This window comes from Dellaglioa kimchii, from assembly GCF_046115505.1.
Classification (GTDB): Bacteria; Bacillota; Bacilli; order Lactobacillales; family Lactobacillaceae; genus Dellaglioa; species Dellaglioa kimchii.
Genome location: NZ_CP170736.1, coordinates 478133 through 498450 on the forward strand (window position 1 = coordinate 478133; position 20318 = coordinate 498450).

The 20318-nt window shown below is 33.1% G+C and carries 16 protein-coding genes; 14 read left to right on the forward strand and 2 right to left on the reverse strand.

Annotated features, from left to right (window positions below; all coding sequences use genetic code 11):
- Positions 1–4: 4 nt before the first annotated feature.
- The 9 genes from ACE83Q_RS02300 to ACE83Q_RS02340 all read left to right on the forward strand — a co-directional run bounded on the left by ACE83Q_RS02300 (position 5) and on the right by ACE83Q_RS02340 (position 10646).
- Entirely contained in the window at positions 5–1453 is a 1449-nt protein-coding gene (locus ACE83Q_RS02300; protein WP_409022526.1) for a S41 family peptidase, read from the forward strand.
- 142 nt (positions 1454–1595) lie between these two features.
- The gene (gene ylqF, locus ACE83Q_RS02305) at positions 1596–2444 is read left to right on the forward strand and encodes a ribosome biogenesis GTPase YlqF (protein WP_409022527.1); all 849 of its coding nucleotides are present in this window, start codon (positions 1596–1598) and stop codon (positions 2442–2444) included.
- A gap of 2 nt (positions 2445–2446) precedes the next feature.
- Positions 2447–3214, forward strand: coding sequence for a ribonuclease HII (locus ACE83Q_RS02310; protein ID WP_409022528.1), 768 nt, complete (start codon positions 2447–2449; stop codon positions 3212–3214).
- Positions 3215–3264: 50 nt separating this feature from the next.
- On the forward strand, positions 3265–4134 hold the full coding sequence (gene dprA / locus ACE83Q_RS02315; RefSeq protein WP_409022529.1) for a DNA-processing protein DprA: 870 nt from the start codon (positions 3265–3267) through the stop codon (positions 4132–4134).
- A gap of 95 nt (positions 4135–4229) precedes the next feature.
- A complete protein-coding gene (gene topA / locus ACE83Q_RS02320) occupies positions 4230–6326 on the forward strand; it encodes a type I DNA topoisomerase (protein WP_409022530.1) in 2097 nt (698 codons plus the stop codon).
- A gap of 29 nt (positions 6327–6355) precedes the next feature.
- Positions 6356–7663 carry an FADH(2)-oxidizing methylenetetrahydrofolate--tRNA-(uracil(54)-C(5))-methyltransferase TrmFO gene (trmFO, locus tag ACE83Q_RS02325; protein ID WP_409022531.1) on the forward strand — a complete coding sequence of 436 codons (1308 nt, stop codon included), beginning with the start codon at positions 6356–6358 and terminating at the stop codon, positions 7661–7663.
- 114 nt (positions 7664–7777) lie between these two features.
- Entirely contained in the window at positions 7778–8323 is a 546-nt protein-coding gene (gene hslV, locus ACE83Q_RS02330; RefSeq protein ID WP_409022532.1) for an HslVU peptidase proteolytic subunit, read from the forward strand.
- A 15-nt stretch (positions 8324–8338) separates the two neighbouring features.
- Positions 8339–9748: an ATP-dependent protease ATPase subunit HslU gene (gene hslU / locus ACE83Q_RS02335; RefSeq protein ID WP_409022533.1), complete on the forward strand. Its 1410-nt coding sequence runs from the start codon at positions 8339–8341 to the stop codon at positions 9746–9748.
- A 16-nt stretch (positions 9749–9764) separates the two neighbouring features.
- A complete protein-coding gene (locus ACE83Q_RS02340) occupies positions 9765–10646 on the forward strand; it encodes an aldose 1-epimerase family protein (RefSeq protein WP_409022534.1) in 882 nt (293 codons plus the stop codon).
- A gap of 18 nt (positions 10647–10664) precedes the next feature.
- Here ACE83Q_RS02340 and plsY read toward each other — a convergent pair whose 3' ends face one another.
- A complete protein-coding gene (gene plsY / locus ACE83Q_RS02345; protein ID WP_409022535.1) occupies positions 10665–11288 on the reverse strand; it encodes a glycerol-3-phosphate 1-O-acyltransferase PlsY in 624 nt (207 codons plus the stop codon).
- Between the two features lie 180 nt (positions 11289–11468).
- Here plsY and parE point away from each other — a divergent pair, with 180 nt between their 5' ends.
- The 5 genes from parE to ACE83Q_RS02370 all read left to right on the forward strand — a co-directional run bounded on the left by parE (position 11469) and on the right by ACE83Q_RS02370 (position 18673).
- The gene (gene parE, locus ACE83Q_RS02350; RefSeq protein WP_409022536.1) at positions 11469–13487 is read left to right on the forward strand and encodes a DNA topoisomerase IV subunit B; all 2019 of its coding nucleotides are present in this window, start codon (positions 11469–11471) and stop codon (positions 13485–13487) included.
- Between the two features lie 24 nt (positions 13488–13511).
- Positions 13512–15944, forward strand: a complete 2433-nt coding sequence (parC, locus tag ACE83Q_RS02355) for a DNA topoisomerase IV subunit A (RefSeq protein ID WP_409022792.1) — start codon at positions 13512–13514, stop codon at positions 15942–15944.
- 105 nt (positions 15945–16049) lie between these two features.
- Entirely contained in the window at positions 16050–17006 is a 957-nt protein-coding gene (locus tag ACE83Q_RS02360) for a LysR family transcriptional regulator (protein WP_409022537.1), read from the forward strand.
- 16 nt (positions 17007–17022) lie between these two features.
- On the forward strand, positions 17023–17952 hold the full coding sequence (locus tag ACE83Q_RS02365; RefSeq protein WP_409022538.1) for a manganese-dependent inorganic pyrophosphatase: 930 nt from the start codon (positions 17023–17025) through the stop codon (positions 17950–17952).
- A 61-nt stretch (positions 17953–18013) separates the two neighbouring features.
- Positions 18014–18673 carry an HD domain-containing protein gene (locus ACE83Q_RS02370; protein ID WP_409022539.1) on the forward strand — a complete coding sequence of 220 codons (660 nt, stop codon included), beginning with the start codon at positions 18014–18016 and terminating at the stop codon, positions 18671–18673.
- A 42-nt stretch (positions 18674–18715) separates the two neighbouring features.
- On the opposite strand, the gene xerS is transcribed toward ACE83Q_RS02370, so the two are convergent.
- Positions 18716–19786, reverse strand: coding sequence for a tyrosine recombinase XerS (xerS, locus tag ACE83Q_RS02375; protein ID WP_409022540.1), 1071 nt, complete (start codon positions 19784–19786; stop codon positions 18716–18718).
- Positions 19787–20318 lie beyond the last annotated feature (532 nt).

A 20318-nucleotide genomic window follows, 5' to 3' on the forward strand; every position in this document is an offset into this window, starting at 1 on the left:
AATTATGGAAAAAGATAAAAAAGAAAAACGTTTTAGATTTGATCGTCATTTTTGGACCTTAATAGGGTCAATTTGTTTATCTTTTATAGTCGGAGCTGCTGCAATGTATTTTTTTGCAATTAGTCAAATTAATACATTAGTTGGGTCATTACAAACGACTAGTTCAGATTTAGCCAAAATTGAGTCTGTTTATTCGGCACTAAATAATTCTTATTATAAAAATATCAGTAAGAAAAAATTAGTCGATGGGGCTATCAATGGTATGGTCGATTCTACTGGAGATAAATTTACGGCCTATTTAGGTGAAGAAGATGCGACTAATTTAAATTCAACTATTTCTAGTAAATTTGTTGGAATTGGTGCTGAAGTCAAAATTAACAAGAAAGATATTCAGATTGTTTCAGCTATTAAAGGAACACCAGCTAAAAAAGCTGGTTTGAAGACAGATGATATTATCCAAAAAATAGATGGTAAATCCATTTATGGTCTCAGTCTAGAGAAGGCTGTTTCCAAAATACGAGGGAAAAAAGGAACGATAGTTAAACTAACTATTAAACGTGATTCATCAACATTTAATGTTTCAATAAAACGAGATGATATTCCTGTTAAAACAGTCTATAGTAGCATTTCGAAAAAGAATAAAAAAGTAGGATATATTCAAATTAGTACATTTTCTGAGGATACTTCTAAAGAAGTTAAATCAGCAGTGAAGTCACTTAGAAAAGATGGCGCTACATCGTTTGTCATTGATGTTCGAGATAATCCAGGTGGCCTTATGGATCAAGCATTAGCGATTGGATCAATGTTCTTAAAAGATGGTCAAACAATTATGCAGGTACAAGCTAAAACTGGTTCTCCTGAAGTATATAAGGCTGGTAAAAAATATGACTCAGGATTTAAAGTCACAGAAAAAACAGCTGTTATCATTAATAAAGATAGTGCAAGTGCTTCTGAAATTTTAGCAGCCGCACTTAATCAATCTGGTAATGATAAACTAATTGGGTCAACATCGTATGGAAAAGGGACCGTTCAAACAATCAATACCTTTACAGATAAAACAGAATTAAAAGTTACCATTGCTAAATGGCTAACACCTGATGGTTCTTGGATTAATAAAAAAGGGATTAAGCCTACTATTTCAGCTGATTATCCTGCGTATGCTTATTCACCACTAATTAATACTGATAAAACATATAAATATGAAGACGTTACACCTCAAGTTAAAACGATTCAAGTTTACTTAAGCGCACTTAATTATTATAAAGACAAAAATAATGGTTACTTTGGTACATCAACGGTTAATGCAGTAAAAATGTTACAAAAAGAAAATAATTTAACTCAAACGGGCGAAGTTAATAAAGATACTGCTTTAAAAATTGAAACATTAGTTCAGAAAAAAATTTCAAAAAATGATCCTGCCTATGATGCGGCAATTAAATCATTAACAAATTAATAAAAGACTGAAGAGGGCGAAACTAAATAGCGGAACTCTCTTCTTTTTGTGCACAAATTAAGGTATTCTGATTAAGAGAGTTAAATATAAAGAATTAAGCAAGTTAATTAAAAGTTTACTTGGCTTAACAAGGAGAATTTAAATGACAGTAATCCAATGGTTCCCAGGACATATGGCAAAAGCCTTAAGATTAGTAAAGGAAAAATTAAACTTAGTAGATATCGTACTTGAATTAGTTGATGCAAGATTGCCTGAATCATCTAGAAATCCACAACTTGAGCAATTACTTGCAACAAAACCTCATATTATGGTTTTAACAAAAAAAGATATGGCCGATCCGAACGTTACTGCACGTTGGCTACAGTACTATGAAAACAATGGAATTCCGGCAGTTGCAGTAGATAGTCAACACGGACAACTTAACGCTATCGAGAAAAAAATTAACGTTGTTTTAAAAGATAAAATAGCGTTACGAGAAAGTAAAGGTATCCTCCAACAACGAGTTAAGGTAATGTGTATCGGAATTCCGAATGTTGGAAAATCGACGTTACTAAATCATTTGTTAAGTAAAAATGTCGCCATAACTGGAAATAGACCTGGGGTGACAAAAGCACAGCAATGGTTAAAAGCCGGAAAATCAATGTCTCTTTTAGATACACCAGGTATTTTATGGCCCAAATTTGAAGATCAAGAAATCGGTAAACGCCTTGCTTTAACAGGAGCAATAAAAGACTCTTTATATGCAAAAGATGACATTGCATTATACGGATTAGAACATTTTAAACAAACAAATCCAAAGGCATTACAAGAGAAATATAAATTAACGGATGAACAAATGCAGTTAAGTAATGTTGATTTATTATTAGATTTAACAAAAAAAATGGGTTTCAAAGAAGATTATGATCGTGCGAGTGAGAGAATTATATTTGATATTAGACAAGGTAAACTTGGTCGTTATACCTTAGAAATCCCTCAATTGGGTGGCGAATAGTTGTGACCAAATTTACAATTTCTCAAGTAAAAGAACATTTATTGAATAATCCATCGGATAACTTTATGCAAGAAATAGCTAAAGACTCTCGCAAAGGAGTTATTAAGCTTTTAATCCAATATAATAATAGACAAAAAAAACTAGTTGAACACCAAGAATTATTTAATCGTAGGTTAGTAATAGAAAGAGACCTATGGCAGAATGGTATTCCTTACATCGCTGGTATTGATGAGGTTGGAAGAGGACCGTTAGCTGGTCCAGTTGTTAGTGCATCAGTTATTTTACCTCATAATTTCAATCTAATTGACGTGAATGATTCGAAAAAATTATCTGCATCTATGCGTGAAGCATTATACGTTGAAATATTAGCTACAGCTGTTTCAGTTGGTATATCTGTGATAAATAATCAAACAATTGATGAAGTTAATATATATCAAGCATCAAGAATTGCTATGTTAGAAGCTGTTAATTCATTGGACGTGAAACCACAACAATTATTGATTGATGCTATGACGATTGATAGCGATATTCCACAGAAAAGTTTCATTAAAGGCGATTCTAAAAGTGCTAGTATTGCTGCTGCTAGTATCGTTGCTAAGGTTTACCGGGATCATCTCATGAACTTTTACAATGAATTATATCCAGGATACGATTTCAATCATAATGATGGATATGGAACTAAAAAACATTTAGCAGGACTTAGCAAACTAGGAGTCACTCCAATTCATCGTCGAACATTTGAACCAATTAAATCTATGCTAAAAAAATAATGAAATAAATTGCGTACCTTATTAGTATTAATGACTAATAAGGAGAAACAATGACAATAAGAGACACTTTAATTAAACTTAGACTATGTTCTGAAATAACGTATATTGGCGAAAATAAAATTTTTGATTGGTTACAACAGAATCCAAGTTGTACTGATTTAACTCTAGATGTAATTAAATCCATTTTAAATTTAAATAGTAAAAAAATAGCTAGTTTCAGTAAAGCTTATACTAGTATTTCATTGGAAAATGAGGTTATTACCAATAAGTTACATTCAACAATTGTGACTATTATTGATGAGGACTATCCGTATCGACTAAAAGAATGCTATCGACCACCAATTGTTCTTTTTATGCGAGGAAATACGCAATTATTAAATCGACAATCACTTGCTGTTGTTGGTGCTCGGCAAAGAACTAACTATTCAATAGAAGTAATACAATTATTATTACCAAATAGTATCCAAAATGATAAGGTAATTTTAAGCGGATTAGCAGCCGGCGTTGATACCTTGGCACACCAATTTACAATAGCTAACGGAGCAGATACAATTGCTGTTATTGGTACAGGTTTAAATATTTATTATCCAAAAATTAATGAAGAATTACAGATTGAAATTAGCAAAAAGGGACTTTTATTATCTGAGTACGGACTGAATACAGGACCACAACGTAATCATTTCCCTGAAAGAAATCGAATTATTGCAGGCCTTTGTGAATGCTTATTAGTTACAGAGGCTAAACACCATAGTGGTAGTCTTATAACTGCCAATTTAGCATTGCAAGAAAATCGCACAGTACTAGCTGTACCCGGTTCAATTATTAGTCCTCTTTCACTTGGGTGTAATGAACTAATAATAGCCGGTGCAATGCCGATTATTAATGGTGAACAGATACTTGCAGAGTTCTATGAAAACTAGTTACGCTTGACAAGTCTCTCTAATATGCTTTAAGATTACTAACGATTTTAAAAATGTTATTGCTTACAATATAAATACTACGAAGGAGTTCAATTATGCCAGTAACCAAAAAGAAAAAAAGAACGCCGGCAAAAAAAAATCTAGTTATTGTTGAATCACCTTCTAAGGCTAAAACAATTGAAAAATACCTAGGCAGCAACTACCATGTTGTCGCTAGTCTTGGACATATTAGAGATTTACCACGAAGTAAAATGGGAGTTGACGTTGAAAACAACTATGATCCTCATTACATTTCAATTCGTGGTAAAGGCGATGTTATTAAAAGTTTAAAAAAAGAAGCTAAAAAAGCTAAAAATGTTTATCTAGCAGCCGATCCTGATCGTGAAGGTGAGGCAATTGCATGGCATTTATCTCATATTTTAGATTTAGATATCACGGACAAAAATCGTGTTGTTTTTAATGAAATTACAAAAGATGCAGTTAAGAATGCTTTTAACGATCCTAGATCAATTGATATGAATTTAGTTGATGCACAACAAGCTCGCCGTATTTTAGATAGATTAGTTGGTTATTCAATTAGTCCTTTATTATGGGCTAAAATAAAAAAAGGCTTAAGTGCTGGTCGAGTTCAGTCTATTGCTTTGAATTTAATTATTGATAGAGAAAAAGAAATTCGTGCCTTTATACCGGAGGAATACTGGACTATTGATTCTGAATTTAAAAAAGGTAAAGAGAAATTTGATGCAGCTTTTTATGGTATTAAGGGAAAGAAAAAAACACTTCATGATAATGAAGATGTTAAAAAAGTAATGGCATTAATTGATACAAAACAAGATTTTGATATCACCGCTGTCACAAAAAAAGAACGTAAAAGATTTCCAGCTTTACCATTTACTACAAGTACAATGCAACAAGATGCTAATAGAAAATTAAACTTTCGTACAAGAAAAACGATGATGGTTGCACAACAATTATATGAAGGAATTCATCTCGGAAAACAGGGTACTGTTGGTTTAATCACTTACATGCGTACCGATTCGACTCGTGTATCTACGACTGCCAAACATGAAACTGCTCAATTTTTACACGAAAAGTATGGTGAAGATTATGCAGCTATTAAGCCACGCAAAGGTAAATTACAAGAAGGTGCACAGGACGCACATGAAGCAATTAGACCTTCCTCTGTTTTACGTACACCTGCTTCAATGAAGGATTATTTAAGTAATGATCAAATGAAGTTATATAAATTAATTTGGTCGCGATTTGTTGCCAGTCAAATGACACCAGCTGTAATGGATACAATGTCTGTATCTATTGAACAAAATGGCGTTACTTATCATACTGCTGGGTCAAAGACTAAGTTTGCAGGTTATACAAAAATTTATGAGGATAACAAAAAGACTGATAATATTTTACCGGATTTAAAAGTTGGCGATCATGTTAAGTTAGCTAAAAATCAGCCTAACCAACATTTTACTCAGCCACCTGCTAGATTCACTGAAGCAAATTTAATTAAAACACTTGAAGAAAATGGTGTTGGACGGCCATCAACGTATGCACCAACCTTGGATACTATTCAACGTCGATATTATGTGAAATTAATTGCTAAGCGTTTTGAACCAACTGAACTGGGTGAAATTGTAGATGATATGATTGAAGCTTATTTTAGTGATATTGTGAATGTTAAATTTACTGCTGAATTAGAAAAAGGTCTTGATAACATTGAAGTCGGAGACGAAAATTGGGTTAAAGTTGTTGATGATTTTTATAAACCATTTTCAAAAAATGTTGAACATGCCCAAGAAACAATTGAGAAAGTTCAAATTAAAGATGAACCAGCTGGATTTAATTGTGAAATTTGTGGGTCACCGATGGTTATTAAGATGGGCCGATATGGCAAATTCTTTGCATGTACGCGTTTTCCAGATTGTCGTAATACAAAAGCAATCGTTAAAGAAATTGGTGTAACTTGTCCATTGTGTCATCAAGGTGAAGTAATTGAACGTAAATCTAAACGAAATCGTTTATTCTATGGTTGCTCAAGATACCCAGATTGTGAATTCGTATCATGGGATAAACCTATTGGTCGCGAATGTCCTAAATGTCAACATTACTTAATTGAGAAAAAAGTAAAAGGTGGAAAACAAGTCAAATGTAGTAATTGTGACTATGAAGAAGCGGTTCAAAAATAATTGAATCTAACTAGCAGGGGGATTATATAATGGAAAATACTAGCGTTAATGTAATCGGTGCTGGTCTTGCCGGTAGTGAAGCTGCATGGCAGATTGCCAAGCGAGGAGTTCATGTTAATTTATACGAGATGCGCCCTATCAAAATGACACCAGCGCATCATACTGAGAATTTTGCTGAACTAGTTTGTACGAATTCTTTAAGAGCTAATCAAATTACGAATGCCGTTGGTCTTTTGAAGGAAGAGATGAGACAGTTAGATTCAGTTATTATGAAGTCAGCTGACCATAATGCAATTCCGGCTGGCGGTGCGCTAGCCGTTGACCGTGATAAATTTTCTGGTGAGATAACTGATTTAGTTAAAAATCATGAAAATATTACGGTTATCAATGAAGAGTTAACTGAACTACCAAAAGGTCCAACAATTGTTGCGACAGGTCCTTTAACATCATCAGGTTTAGCAGAATCAATTAAACAATTAAATGGTAGTGAGGGACTTTATTTTTATGATGCAGCTGCACCAATTTTAGAAAAATCATCATTAAATATGGATAAAATCTACTTAAAATCACGATATGATAAAGGTGATGCTGCATACCTTAATTGTCCAATGACTAAAGAGGAATTTATAACCTTTTATAAGGCACTAATAGGGGCCGAAACTGCTGAAATGCATGATTTTGAAGATGAAAAATTTTTCGAAGGTTGTATGCCAATTGAAGAAATGGCTAGAAGAGGCGCTAAAACAATGTTATTTGGCCCTTTAAAACCAGTTGGATTAGAAGACCCTAAGACTGGTAGAACACCTTTTGCCGTTGTCCAATTGCGTCAAGACAATGCAGTCGGAGACTTATACAATATTGTTGGTTTCCAAACGCATCTTAAATGGGGCGAACAAAAGAAAGTTTTCTCACGAATTCCAGGTTTAGAAAATGTTGAATTTGTTCGTTATGGTGTTATGCATCGTAATACATTTATGCGTTCTCCTGATACACTGGAACCAACATATCAGTCTAAATTTAGAAATGATTTATTTTTTGCTGGTCAAATGACAGGTGTTGAAGGCTATGTAGAAAGTGCTGCAAGTGGATTATTAGCAGGGATCAATGTCGCACATCTTGTTTTAGGAGAAGAGCTAGTCGTACTTCCTAAAACAACTGTGATGGGAGCTATGGCCCATTATATAACACATGCCAGTGGTAAACATTTTCAGCCGATGAATGCTAACTTTGGTATTATCCCTAAATTAGGCACAAAAATTCGAGATAAACAAGAAAAAAATCAAGCGGTTGCAAATCGTGCTCTAGAGCATTTAGCAATTGTTAAACCAAGTCTTTAAATATTTATGAAATATCTGATAAAATAATTGAGTTATACTTCATTGTTGTGCTACAGTAGTAGCGTTCAATGAAGTTTTTTTATACAATAAATGAGAAACATGGAGGAGTTTATTATGGCAACTGTTTCATTTCATGCAACAACAATTTGTGCCGTTAAGCATAATGGTCACTGTGCAATGGCCGGTGATGGCCAAGTCACAATGGGTGAAAAAGTTATTATGAAGGGGACTGCTAGAAAAGTTCGTCGCATATATAACGATCAAGTAGTTGTTGGTTTCGCTGGTAGCGTTGCCGACGCATTTAATCTTGAAGAACGATTTGAAAAAAAATTAAATGAATTTAGTGGTAATTTACAACGTGCAGCAGTTGAATTAGCTCAGGATTGGCGTAGTGAACAATCCTTACAAAAATTAGAAGCACTTTTGATTGTAATGAACAGTAATGAAATGTTATTAGTTTCTGGTAGTGGAGAAGTAATTGAACCTGACGATGACATTTTAGCAATCGGATCTGGCGGAAATTTTGCTTTGTCTGCTGCAAAGGCACTTAAGCATCATACAACTGATATGTCAGCTAAAGAAATTGCTGAGGCATCAATTAATATTGCCGGTGATATTGATATTTTTACTAACCATCATGTCATCTCAGAAGAATTATAGAAAGCGGGTAAATTTATGACTATAAGTGATAAAACACCAAAACAGATTGTTACAGAACTAGATCAATACGTTATCGGTCAAAATGATGCAAAAAAGGCCATTGCTGTTGCATTACGTAATAGATATCGTCGGATGCAACTTTCTGAATCAATGCAAAAAGATGTTACACCTAAAAATTTAATGATGATTGGGCCAACTGGTGTAGGTAAAACTGAAATTGCTCGTCGTTTGGCAACAATGCTTGAAGCACCATTTATTAAAGTTGAAGCAACAAAATTCACTGAAGTTGGTTACGCTGGACGTGATGTTGAATCAATGGTACGTGACTTGGTTGACGTGTCAATTAAATTAGAAGAAGATGCTCAATATGGCCGTGTTTCAGGCGCAGCTGAACGTATGGCTGATAAACGCCTTGTAAAACTTCTAGTTCCGGGTATTAAAAAACAAAAAAAAGCCGAGAATGTTAATCTTATGCAAATGATGTCTCAAATTCAAAAAGGTCAAATACCTGCCGGATTAGATGCAAAAGATGAAGAAGAGGTCACTGACGACATTAGAAATGAACGACTATCTGTATCGGAACAACTAAGTCGTGGTTTATTAGAAAATAACGAAGTGACAATTAAAGTTGATGAACCTAAACAGCCTTCTGGTATGAATGGCATGATGGGACAAATGGGCATCGACTTAGGAGATACCTTAAGTGCATTAACACCAACACGCCAAGTAGAAAGAACGTTAACCGTAGCAGAAGCCCGTAAAATTTTAATTCGTGAAGAATCAAAAAAATTAGTTAATGTAGCAGATATCAATCAAGCTGCAATTGAACGTGCTGAAAACACTGGAATTATTTTTATTGATGAAATTGATAAAATTACTTCAAAATCTCAAAAAAATAGTGGTGAAGTTTCTAGAGAAGGCGTACAACGTGATATTTTACCAATTGTTGAAGGCTCTCAAATTTCAACTAAATATGGTGTTATTAATACTGATCATATCTTGTTTATTGCATCAGGTGCTTTTCATGAAAGTAAACCTAGCGATTTAATTGCTGAACTTCAAGGTCGTTTCCCAATTCGAGTTGAATTAGATGATTTGAGCCAAGCAGATTTTGTTAAAATTCTTACAGAACCTCATAATGCCTTAATTAAACAATATATTGCTTTAATTGGCACTGATAATATTAATGTGACATTTACAATTGAAGCAATTGAGAAAATATCTGAAATTGCTTACAACGTTAACCACGATACTGAAAATATTGGTGCACGCAGACTGCATACAATTCTTGAAAAATTACTTGAAGATTTACTATTTGAGGGTCCAGATATGCAAATGGGTGACATAACAATTACTGAAAGTTATGTTGAAGACAAAATTGGTAACATCGTTGCTGATAAAGATCTTAGTCGTTATATTTTATAGGATAGGGTGAACTAAAATGACAGTTGAACTTAAAAATGATTTCATCACAGTCAAAATTGCTGAACAAGGTGCTGAATTAATCAGTATTACCGGAAATGACACATCTATTGAATATATTTGGCAAGCAGATAAACAATACTGGGGTAGACATGCTCCGGTATTGTTTCCATTTGTTGGGCGGTTAAAAAATGATGAATATGCGTATGATCATAAAACATATAAAATGGGTCAACATGGCTTTGCCCGTGACATGCTTTTTACAGCGGCTTCTAAAAGTAAAACATCAGTTGTTCTGGAATTAGGTTCATCCCCAGAAACAATCTCAAAGTATCCGTTTAATTTTAGATTGAGATTACATTACATTTTAAATAATCATCAAATAAAAGTAATTTACGATGTTTATAACCCCGATGAAAATCCTTTGTTATTTTCTATCGGAGGACACCCAGCATTTAACGTACCACTTAAAAATGCTTATTTAAATCTAGAAAATTATCAAATTGAAGTGGCACCAAATGTTGAAAGACGTCAAATTCCACTAGTTGGACCTTTTAGCGATATCGAAAATGCAAAATCAGTTAAGTTCAACGAACCTATTAAGTTATCTCGCGAAACATTCAAAAATGATGCCTTAATTTACGAATTGAAACAACTAGAAACGACTGTCTTACTTTCAACACCTGAAGATGATCATGGTGTTTCCGTGACATTAAATGGTGCAGATTACGTTGGTATCTGGTCGAAATATCCTGAAAATTCACCATTTGTTTGTATTGAACCATGGTGGGGAGTAGCTGATAATATTAAATCTACTGGTAATTTATCAGATAAAAGTAATATTTATACGTTAGAAAAAAATAAATCGTTCGAAGGTTCGTATGAAATCACAGTATTTTAAAAAAAATCGATGAAATAATCATCGATTTTTTTTATTTCGTAAATATAATCCAAGACCAAAAGGTACCATACTCTCAGTACCATTTAAAATACGTTTTATGTTGTCTCTATGTTTATAAATAACAAATATAGTCAAAATACCTGCAATACTAGTTAATAACCAATCTTGAAATAATATCGCTGTTATCGTAATACCAATAAATCCAATGACACTTGCAACACTTACCATACTCGTTAAAAGTATTAAAGAAATAAACATGGTACAAGCAATAAGAAAAAATAGCGGATTATACGGTAATAAAATACCCGCACCAGTAGCAACTGCCTTACCACCTTTAAATCCAGTAAATATTGAGAATGTATGTCCAGCTACTGCACCTACACCAATTAGTAAAGGACTAACGGTTGATGCGACCCCAAACATATAAGGGAGGCTTGCAGCTACAATTCCTTTTGATATATCCATCACTAAGACAACAGTCCCTGCTTTTGGTCCAAGAACTCGATAAGTATTAGTTGTACCAACATTACCACTACCAAAATTTCTGATATCCTTTTGATAAAAATATTTTCCAATCCAAACCCCTGATGGAATTGATCCTAAAATATAAGCGATAATCAACATTAATATGATTGTACCCATGATAATTCACTCCTTTCAGCCAGTAAATCCAATAAGTAGTATTTTAACATTCTTTTAAGAAGACACCAAAATTTTTTATAAAATAGAACGTCTATTCGGATTTCTCTTTACTTTTTAAAAAAGAATAGGTTATTATAGTAACGTTACTGTAGGAATACAGAGTAAGGGGCGTTTAACTGAATGACTAATCAAAATAAAACAAAATACAATGATGATTCAATTCAAGTTCTTGAAGGACTAGAAGCAGTTAGAAAACGACCTGGTATGTATATTGGGTCGACAGATGGCAAGGGATTACATCATCTTGTCTACGAGATTGTTGATAACGCAGTTGATGAAGCCTTGTCAGGATATGGTTCACAAATCGACGTTACAATCCACAGTGATAACAGTATTACTGTTGTAGATTATGGTCGTGGTATGCCTATTGGTATGCATGCATCAGGAATACCAACTGTTGAAGTTATCTTCACTGTCTTACATGCTGGTGGAAAATTTGGCCAAGGCGGATATAAAACGTCTGGTGGACTACATGGCGTTGGCGCAAGTGTCGTTAACGCATTATCTTCATCATTAACAGTTGATACCGTTCGTGATGGTATTCGTTATGAAGAAAAGTTTAAAAATGGTGGGCATCCAGTTGGGACTTTAAAAAAATTAGGTGCAACTAAACGAGCAAATGGAACAACAGTAACTTTTAAACCCGATGAAAGTATTTTTTCAACTACAATTTATAAGTATGATATTTTAGCTGAAAGATTAAAAGAGTCTGCCTTTTTATTACGTGGTGTCAAAATTGTTTTAACAGATGAAAGAACTGATAAACAAGATATCTACCATTTTGAAGAAGGTATTAAAGAATTCGTTGCTTATTTAAACGAAGACAAAGATACACTTGGCGAAGTGATGTATTTTGATGGCATTAAAGATAAAATTGAAGTAGAAGTTGCAGCACAATATAATGATGGCTACTCAGAAAACTTAATGTCCTTTGTTAATAACGTTCGGACAAAAGATGGTGGTACACATGAAGCCGGAATGAAGTCTGCTTGGACAAAAGCATTTAACGAATATGCTAGAAAATTAGGTCTTTTAAAAGATAAAGATCGTAATTTAGAAGGTAGTGATGTTCGAGAGGGCCTTTCAGGAGTCATTTCAGTGCGAATACCTGAAGAGTTATTGCAATTCGAAGGACAAACGAAGGGTAAATTAGGTACACCCGAAGCAAGATCTATCGTCGATAGCGTTCTGAGTGAAAAACTTGGGTTTTATTTGATGGAAAATGGTGAGTTTGCACAAGAACTTGTTAGAAAATCAATTAAAGCCAGAGAGGCTCGAGAGGCAGCTCGTAAGGCTCGTGATGATTCAAGAAATGGAAAAAAGAAAAAGAAAAATGATCGCTTATTATCTGGGAAATTAACACCTGCACAATCGAAAAACGCTAAGAAAAATGAGTTGTTTTTAGTCGAAGGTGATTCTGCCGGTGGTTCAGCTAAACAAGGTCGTGAACGCAAATTCCAAGCCATTCTACCTTTACGTGGTAAGGTATTGAATACTGAAAAGGCAAAATTACAAGATATTTTAAAAAATGAAGAAATTAATACAATGATTTATACAGTTGGCGCAGGTGTTGGTGCTGAATTTAAGCTCGAAGACAGTAACTACGATAAAATTATTATCATGACTGATGCTGATACTGATGGTGCGCACATCCAAACCTTATTATTGACATTTTTCTATAAATATATGCGTCCACTAATTGATGCTGGGAAAATCTATATTGCTTTACCACCTTTATATAAAATTCAAAAAGGAACGGGTAAAAAAATAGAGAGTATCTATGCTTGGACCGATGAAGAGCTTGATAAAGCAACAACAAAAATTGGACGTGGTTACAGCCTACAACGATTTAAAGGTCTGGGTGAAATGAATGCAGATCAATTATGGGAAACAACTATGGATCCAATGACAAGAACTTTAGTTAGAATCCGAATTGATGATCCTGCACTTGCTGAAAAAAGAGTGACAACCTTAATGGGCGACAAGGTAGAACCTCGTCGAAATTGGATTGAAGAAAATGTTCAATTTTCACTTGAAGAGGACGGTAGTATCCTTGATAAGGTATCAAGTAAACAAGTTACTGATTTAAAAAATGAAGAAGATTTAACGTTATTTGAAGATCAAACAACGACTGACTAAGGAAGGAGGATTATTAATTTGGTTATAGAAAAAGATACATCAAAAATTCAAGAGCTGACCTTAGAAGATGTTATGGGTGAACGATTTGGTCGTTATTCTAAATATATTATTCAAGAACGTGCTTTACCTGATATACGTGATGGCCTAAAACCTGTTCAACGTCGTATTTTATACGCAATGAATCAAGATGGTAACACATATGATAAAGGGTTTAGAAAATCTGCTAAATCTGTCGGAAATGTTATGGGTAATTTTCATCCTCATGGAGATAGCTCAATTTACGAAGCTATGGTCCGTATGAGTCAAAACTGGAAATTACGAACACCATTAATTGAAATGCACGGAAATAATGGGTCAATGGATGGTGATTCCCCTGCCGCAATGCGTTACACAGAAGCTCGTACAAGTAAAATTGCGACTGAAATGCTACGTGATATTGAAAAAGAAACGGTTGATTTCGTATTGAATTTTGATGATACGGAGTATGAACCAACTGTTTTACCAGCAAGATTTCCTAATTTGTTAGTAAATGGCGCAACGGGAATTTCAGCTGGATATGCAACTGAAATTCCACCTCATAATTTAAGCGAGGTTGTTGATGCCGTTGTTTATTTAATTGGACATCCAAATGCGACTTTAGATAAATTAATGTCATTCGTTAAGGGCCCCGATTTTCCAACCGGTGGTATTTTACAAGGATTATCCGGCATCCAGAGTGCTTATAAAACGGGGCGTGGTAAAGTAGTCGTTCGTTCTAGAACTGAGATTCAAGAACTAAAGGGTGGTAAAACACAAATTATTATTTCAGAAATTCCATACGAAGTGAATAAAGCTGTTCTTGTTAAAAAGATGGATGAAATTCGCTTATTAAAAAAAGTTGATGGGATTGCTGAAGTTCGAGATGAAAGTGATCGTGAAGGACTACAAATTGCAATTGAATTAAAACGCAACGTCAATGCACAAGGTATTTTAAATTATTTATTTAAAAATACTGATTTACAAATTTCGTATAATTTCAATATGGTTGCAATTAACCATCAACGACCTGAGTTAGTTGGCTTAAAAAAATTCTTATCTTCGTATTTAGAGTATCAATTAAGTGTTACGAAAAAAAGAACTGAATTTGATTTAAAAAAGGCTGAGTCTCGTCAACATATCGTTGAAGGGTTAATTAAAGCTTTATCAATTTTAGATAAAGTAATTAAAGCAATCCGTGCAAGTAAAGATAAAAAGAGTGCTAAATTAAGCTTAATGGATCTGTTCGATTTCACAGAAAAACAAGCTGAAGCAATTGTTTCATTACAACTGTACCGCTTGTCTAATACAGATGTGACTGCACTTGAAAAAGAAAATGCAGAGCTTGCTGCAAAAATTATTGATTACAAAGCAATATTGGCAGATCCTAGTAAGTTATCTGATGTTGTGAAAAAAGAGCTTAAACAAGTATCTAAAGAATATGCCACACCTCGACTAACTGAAATTCAAGAACATATTGAAGACATTAAGATTGAAACAGCAGTTTTAGTGACTCCCGAAGATGTTCAAGTATTAGTTAGCCGTGATGGTTATCTCAAACGTAGCTCATTACGGTCATTTAACGCCTCAGGAGTAAATGAGAATGGTTTGAAAAACGAAGATCAAATTGTATTTAATGAATCTGTTAACACATTAGATCATCTATTTATGTTTACAAATAAGGGAAATATGATTTACCGTCCAATTCATGAAATAACTGAGGCAAAGTGGAAAGATACTGGTGAACATATTTCACAAACTATTGGATTAGATACTGATGAATATTTAATTAAAGCATTTTCTTTCAAAAAAGTGAATGTCCCTGGTAAATTTGTTTTTGCAACTAAAAATGGATTCATTAAACAAACATTGGTTTCCGACTTACAACCCGGACGAACTTATAAAGGTCATGCAAGTAAATTCATGAAATTGAAGGAAGCTAACGATGATGTTATCTTTATTTCATACTTGAAAGAAACGGATGACTCGTTATTCATTTTTAGTGCTTCACATGATGGGTATGGATTGAAGTATCCTCTCGAAGAAGTTCCTGTTGTCGGATCTAAAGCAGCTGGTGTAATCGCGATGAATCTTAAGAAGGATGATTATGTTGCCGCTACTTGTTTAGTAACTGAACATAGTCAGATTGGATTATTAACACAGCGCGGTTCATTTAAGCGTATGACTGTATCAGAAGTGAGCTCGACAAGTAGGGCGAAACGTGGCGTTCTTGTTCTTAGAGAGCTTAAGAAGGAACCTCATAGAGTCGTTGGCATGAAACTCATTACTAAAGATGTGAATTTAAATGCCCTTACTGAAAGTGGCAATGAATTTATTATCGAACCAATGTCATATCCGCTATCTGATAGATATTCAAATGGTTCATTTGTTATTGATACAGAACAATTAGGAATACCTAATAATTTAAATGAGATTAATTAATAATTAAATTGTTAAAAAAAGGCAAATTTGTTTGCTCTTTTTTTTTATTACGCTTATTATACTAATATGACTATTAATTTCTAGAACTGAGGAGATCACGCTAATATGAAAACAAAGCAAGAAAATATATTTTCATCAAAAACGTTAACATATTTTTTACAGCTTGCAGATATAATGAATTATACGCAAGCAGCCCAAATATTAGGAATCACACAACCTGCATTAACACAGCAAATTAAAAAATTGGAAAGAACAGTTGGTGCACCACTTTTTTATTCTGTTGGAAAAAAATTACATCTATCTGATGCTGGCTATACAATGCTAGATGCAACACACCAAATCTATGAAACATTAAATAAAGCAACGAATGAAATTCAACAATCGACAAGTGCAACACAAGGAGAAATTACCATCGGAATATTGGCTTCAATCGAAGACGAAGTGTTTGATGATTTTGTTATCCAGTACTATAAAAATAATCCAGATATTATTGTGTCATTCCATTTACTAACGCGTAAAGAAATTTGGAGTGAACTTGAGAATAATAAAATTGATTTAGCTATTATGTATCTTCCAGATGAAAGTATTAAAAACTGGAAACCATACGAAAGTAAGAAAATCTTTACTGAAGATTTATTATTTTTACATCATAATGAAAAGTTATCTTCTAAAAAGAAAGTTAGACTTCAAGAAACAATTGATAATGTTTGGGTCACTTATCCAAGTGACTATTATCTTGATAAAACAATTAAAACGATTTATCAAAATCAATTAGTGAACTTACCAAAGAGTGTTGCTAGATTTACATCACCCACACAAATTTTAAAATTTGCTCGTGCAACACATGCTTATTCAGCATTACCAACTTCATTTTTAACGGCTCATCCTGAAAGCAAAGATCTTTGGACGTCTCATTTTGATCCGGAAATAAAATTTGATTTATCATTTGTCTTTAGAAAAGATAAAGATGAAATTCCAAGAAATGAACATTTTTTAAATGCATTTGATGAATTTTTAGAAGAAAAAGATTACATGACTCGACTCAAAGAAATTAACAAATAAAAAGGAGATTATAATAATGACTAAACAATTAATTTTTGGACATCAAAGTCCTGATACAGACGCAGTTGTAGCTGCTAAAGCATTCTCATATCTACAGAATAAATTAGGTTTCGATACTGAAGCCGTTGCCTTAGGAACATTAAGTGAAGAAACAAAATTTGTTTTAGATTACTTTAATGAACCTGAACCAAGAATTATTGAAACAGCTAAAAATGAGGTTGAATCAGTTATGTTAGTTGATCATAACGAATCTCAACAAAGTGTTTCTGATATCGCTGATCTTGTTGTAACAGACGTTGTCGATCATCATCGTATTGCTAATTTCACAACCAATATGCCTCTTAATTTCCGCGCAGAGGCTGTCGGTTGTTCAAGTACCATCCTATGGAAAATGTTTAATGAAAACAATATTGAAATTCCTGCTAATATTGCAGGATTAATGATGTCAGCTATTATTTCTGATACATTGTTATTCAAATCACCTACAACGACTCCAGTTGATATTGAAGCAACTAAAGCACTTTCTAAAATTAGTAATACTGATTACAATGTATACGGATTAGATATGTTAAAAGCTGGAACTAATTTATCTAGCAAAACTGAAACAGAATTGATTAACGGAGATGCCAAATCTTTTGATATGGCTGGTAAAACAGTACGTGTTGCTCAAGTTAATACCGTTGATTTAGAAGAAGTTTTTAACCGTGAAGCTGCACTAGTTTCAGCTATTGAAGATGATAGTAAAGCTAATAATTATGATTTATTCTTACTATTAGTTACAAATATCCTAGACAGTGATTCAGAACTATTAGTTGTTGGAGAACCTAAAAAAATGGTTGAAAAAGCCTTCAACACAAAACTTTCTGATAACAAATTGTCATTACCTGGTGTTGTTTCAAGAAAAAAACAAGTTGTTCCTCAATTACAAGCTGTTTTTGAAGCTTAATAAAAAATCTTAAAAGTTTAGACTTTATCTCTAAGCTTTTTTATTTTAAGGAGAATTTAGGATGCTACCTGAAGAACAAATTCAAGCAGTTAAAATATATACGCAAAATAAATTAGCGTCAGATACTTCTGGACATGACTTTGCTCATATTGAACGAGTCGTTACAAATTCAAAAACGATTGCCTCAGAAATTCATAATATCAATTATTTAATAATTGTTCTTAGTAGTTATTTACATGACGTAATTGATGATAAAGTAGTCGATAATGTTAAAGAAGAAGTAACTAATTTAACAAATTTTTTAACATCTATTGATTTAAATGAAGTTCAAATTAATGATATTTTAACAATTATTAAATCAATTTCTTTTAAAAACCAATTGAACGATAATACTATTAACTTGTCCGAAGAAGCAAAAGTTGTTCAAGATGCTGATCGATTAGATGCAATTGGTGCTGTCGGTATTGCTAGAACTTTTTATTACGGTGGACATGTTGGCAGTAAAATATATGATCCACATCGTGGTCCAAGAAGAAATATGACCCCAGAAGAATACAGGAATATTGAGAATCAAACGGTCATTAACCATTTCTACGAAAAGTTATTGACACTTACAGAAACAATGAACACTGAACCAGGAAAACGAATGGCTAAAAATAGACATCAAATTATGTTAGATTTCCTTGAGAATTTCAAATCTGAATGGGAAGGAAAGTCATAAAATAAAAACGATTAACTCAATATCGAGTTAATCGTTTTTATTTTATAATTTATTAATAGCATTCCGTTGTTCTTCATCAATCATATGGGTATATAACGCAGTTGCACTTGTCGAACTCTGACCCAATTGTGTTGCTACAAGTTGTTCATTCTTCGTCTCTAGGTACAATTTAGAAGCGAGTGTATGGCGTAGTTTATGCGGCGTAACACGGACTTTAAATGCAGATGAGTACTTGGCTACCAATTTTTCAATTGTACCACTCTCAATGCGTTTTCCAATTCCACGATATGATGAACAAAATAGGGCTTTTTCCATTTTATCTACTTTATAGTTCATTGTACGCACTTCAATATATTTAACAAGATAGGGGATTACCCACGGTGCAATTGGCACAGTATCCTTCTTGCCACCTTTTCGAATGACGGTAATATTATTTGTTTTTAAATTTAAATCAGGTAGGTCACTATTTGCAACTTCTGAAACCCGTAAACCACTACCTAGCATTAAAGCGTTAATAGCAATATCGCGATCTTTATCCCGTTTGAAAAAGGAAAGACCTTTAGGCTTTAACAAATCGGCATATTTTTGATCAATAAAGTTAATATAATCACGATCTTCAGTTCCAAGCATTAATTTATCTTTAATATTTGCTGCACGTGTAGCAAACGTTTCGTTATCTTTTACGACAGTAATTTTTTTCATCACATTACGATAAAAATATGGCTCTCCATCTTCTTTTTCCGTTTCTTCAGAAAGATACCTGAACAATGAAGAAATCGCTGTTAGAGAACGATTTACAGTGCTCCTAGAGAGTTGTGTGTTGCTATTTGCATTATTTGATTTACTTCTAGAAAGTAGGGAGGATTTATATAGTTCCATATCTTCCTTTTTTAAATGTTCTAAAACACTAATATCGATTGTCTTAATTGATTTTTCGTTAACAATACCTTCTGCCAGTAACCAATCAAAAAAACGTCTAAACTCTGTTAAATATTGATATAACGTTGCATTGGATAGGGGGATTGTAGATTTAGATTGATAGTATTCCTGCGCATACCAAGGTTGGTACTGTAATTCATTCTCAATTAATTCTAAATATTTTTCTTTTCTCAAAAATACACCTCATTATAACGGATAGTTTAATACGTAGAGAATAACACATTAAAGAGTTACAATTCAACTTTAATGAAAGTTGAACGCAAAATGTTTTTATATCAAACAGTATGATACATATTATTTAAAATTAGTGTTTATTCACAAAATAACTAATATATTTAATACTTTAGATTTTAAGTAATCCTTATATAGCTAATACCATAATTTGGCAAATTATGGTCGTCATGCTTGATATGTATCTACAAATATTAGTGTTAATTATATAATTTATTGGAGAATAATAATTGTAAATATATTTTATGATGAACAAATTATATTTACATATTATATTTACATAAAATAAAATGAGCGAGATACAAATACAAAACGAGTGATAATTTAAATAGACTTGTTTAAAACCAGTAAGATATTGCGCTATTCAACTTTCATTAAATTGTGTGTTTTAACTAAAGTTGAGTAGTATTGAAATGATAAGTCCTAATTTACCAATCTTTTAATGCTTTTAAACTTTACCTATTAAATCAAAAAC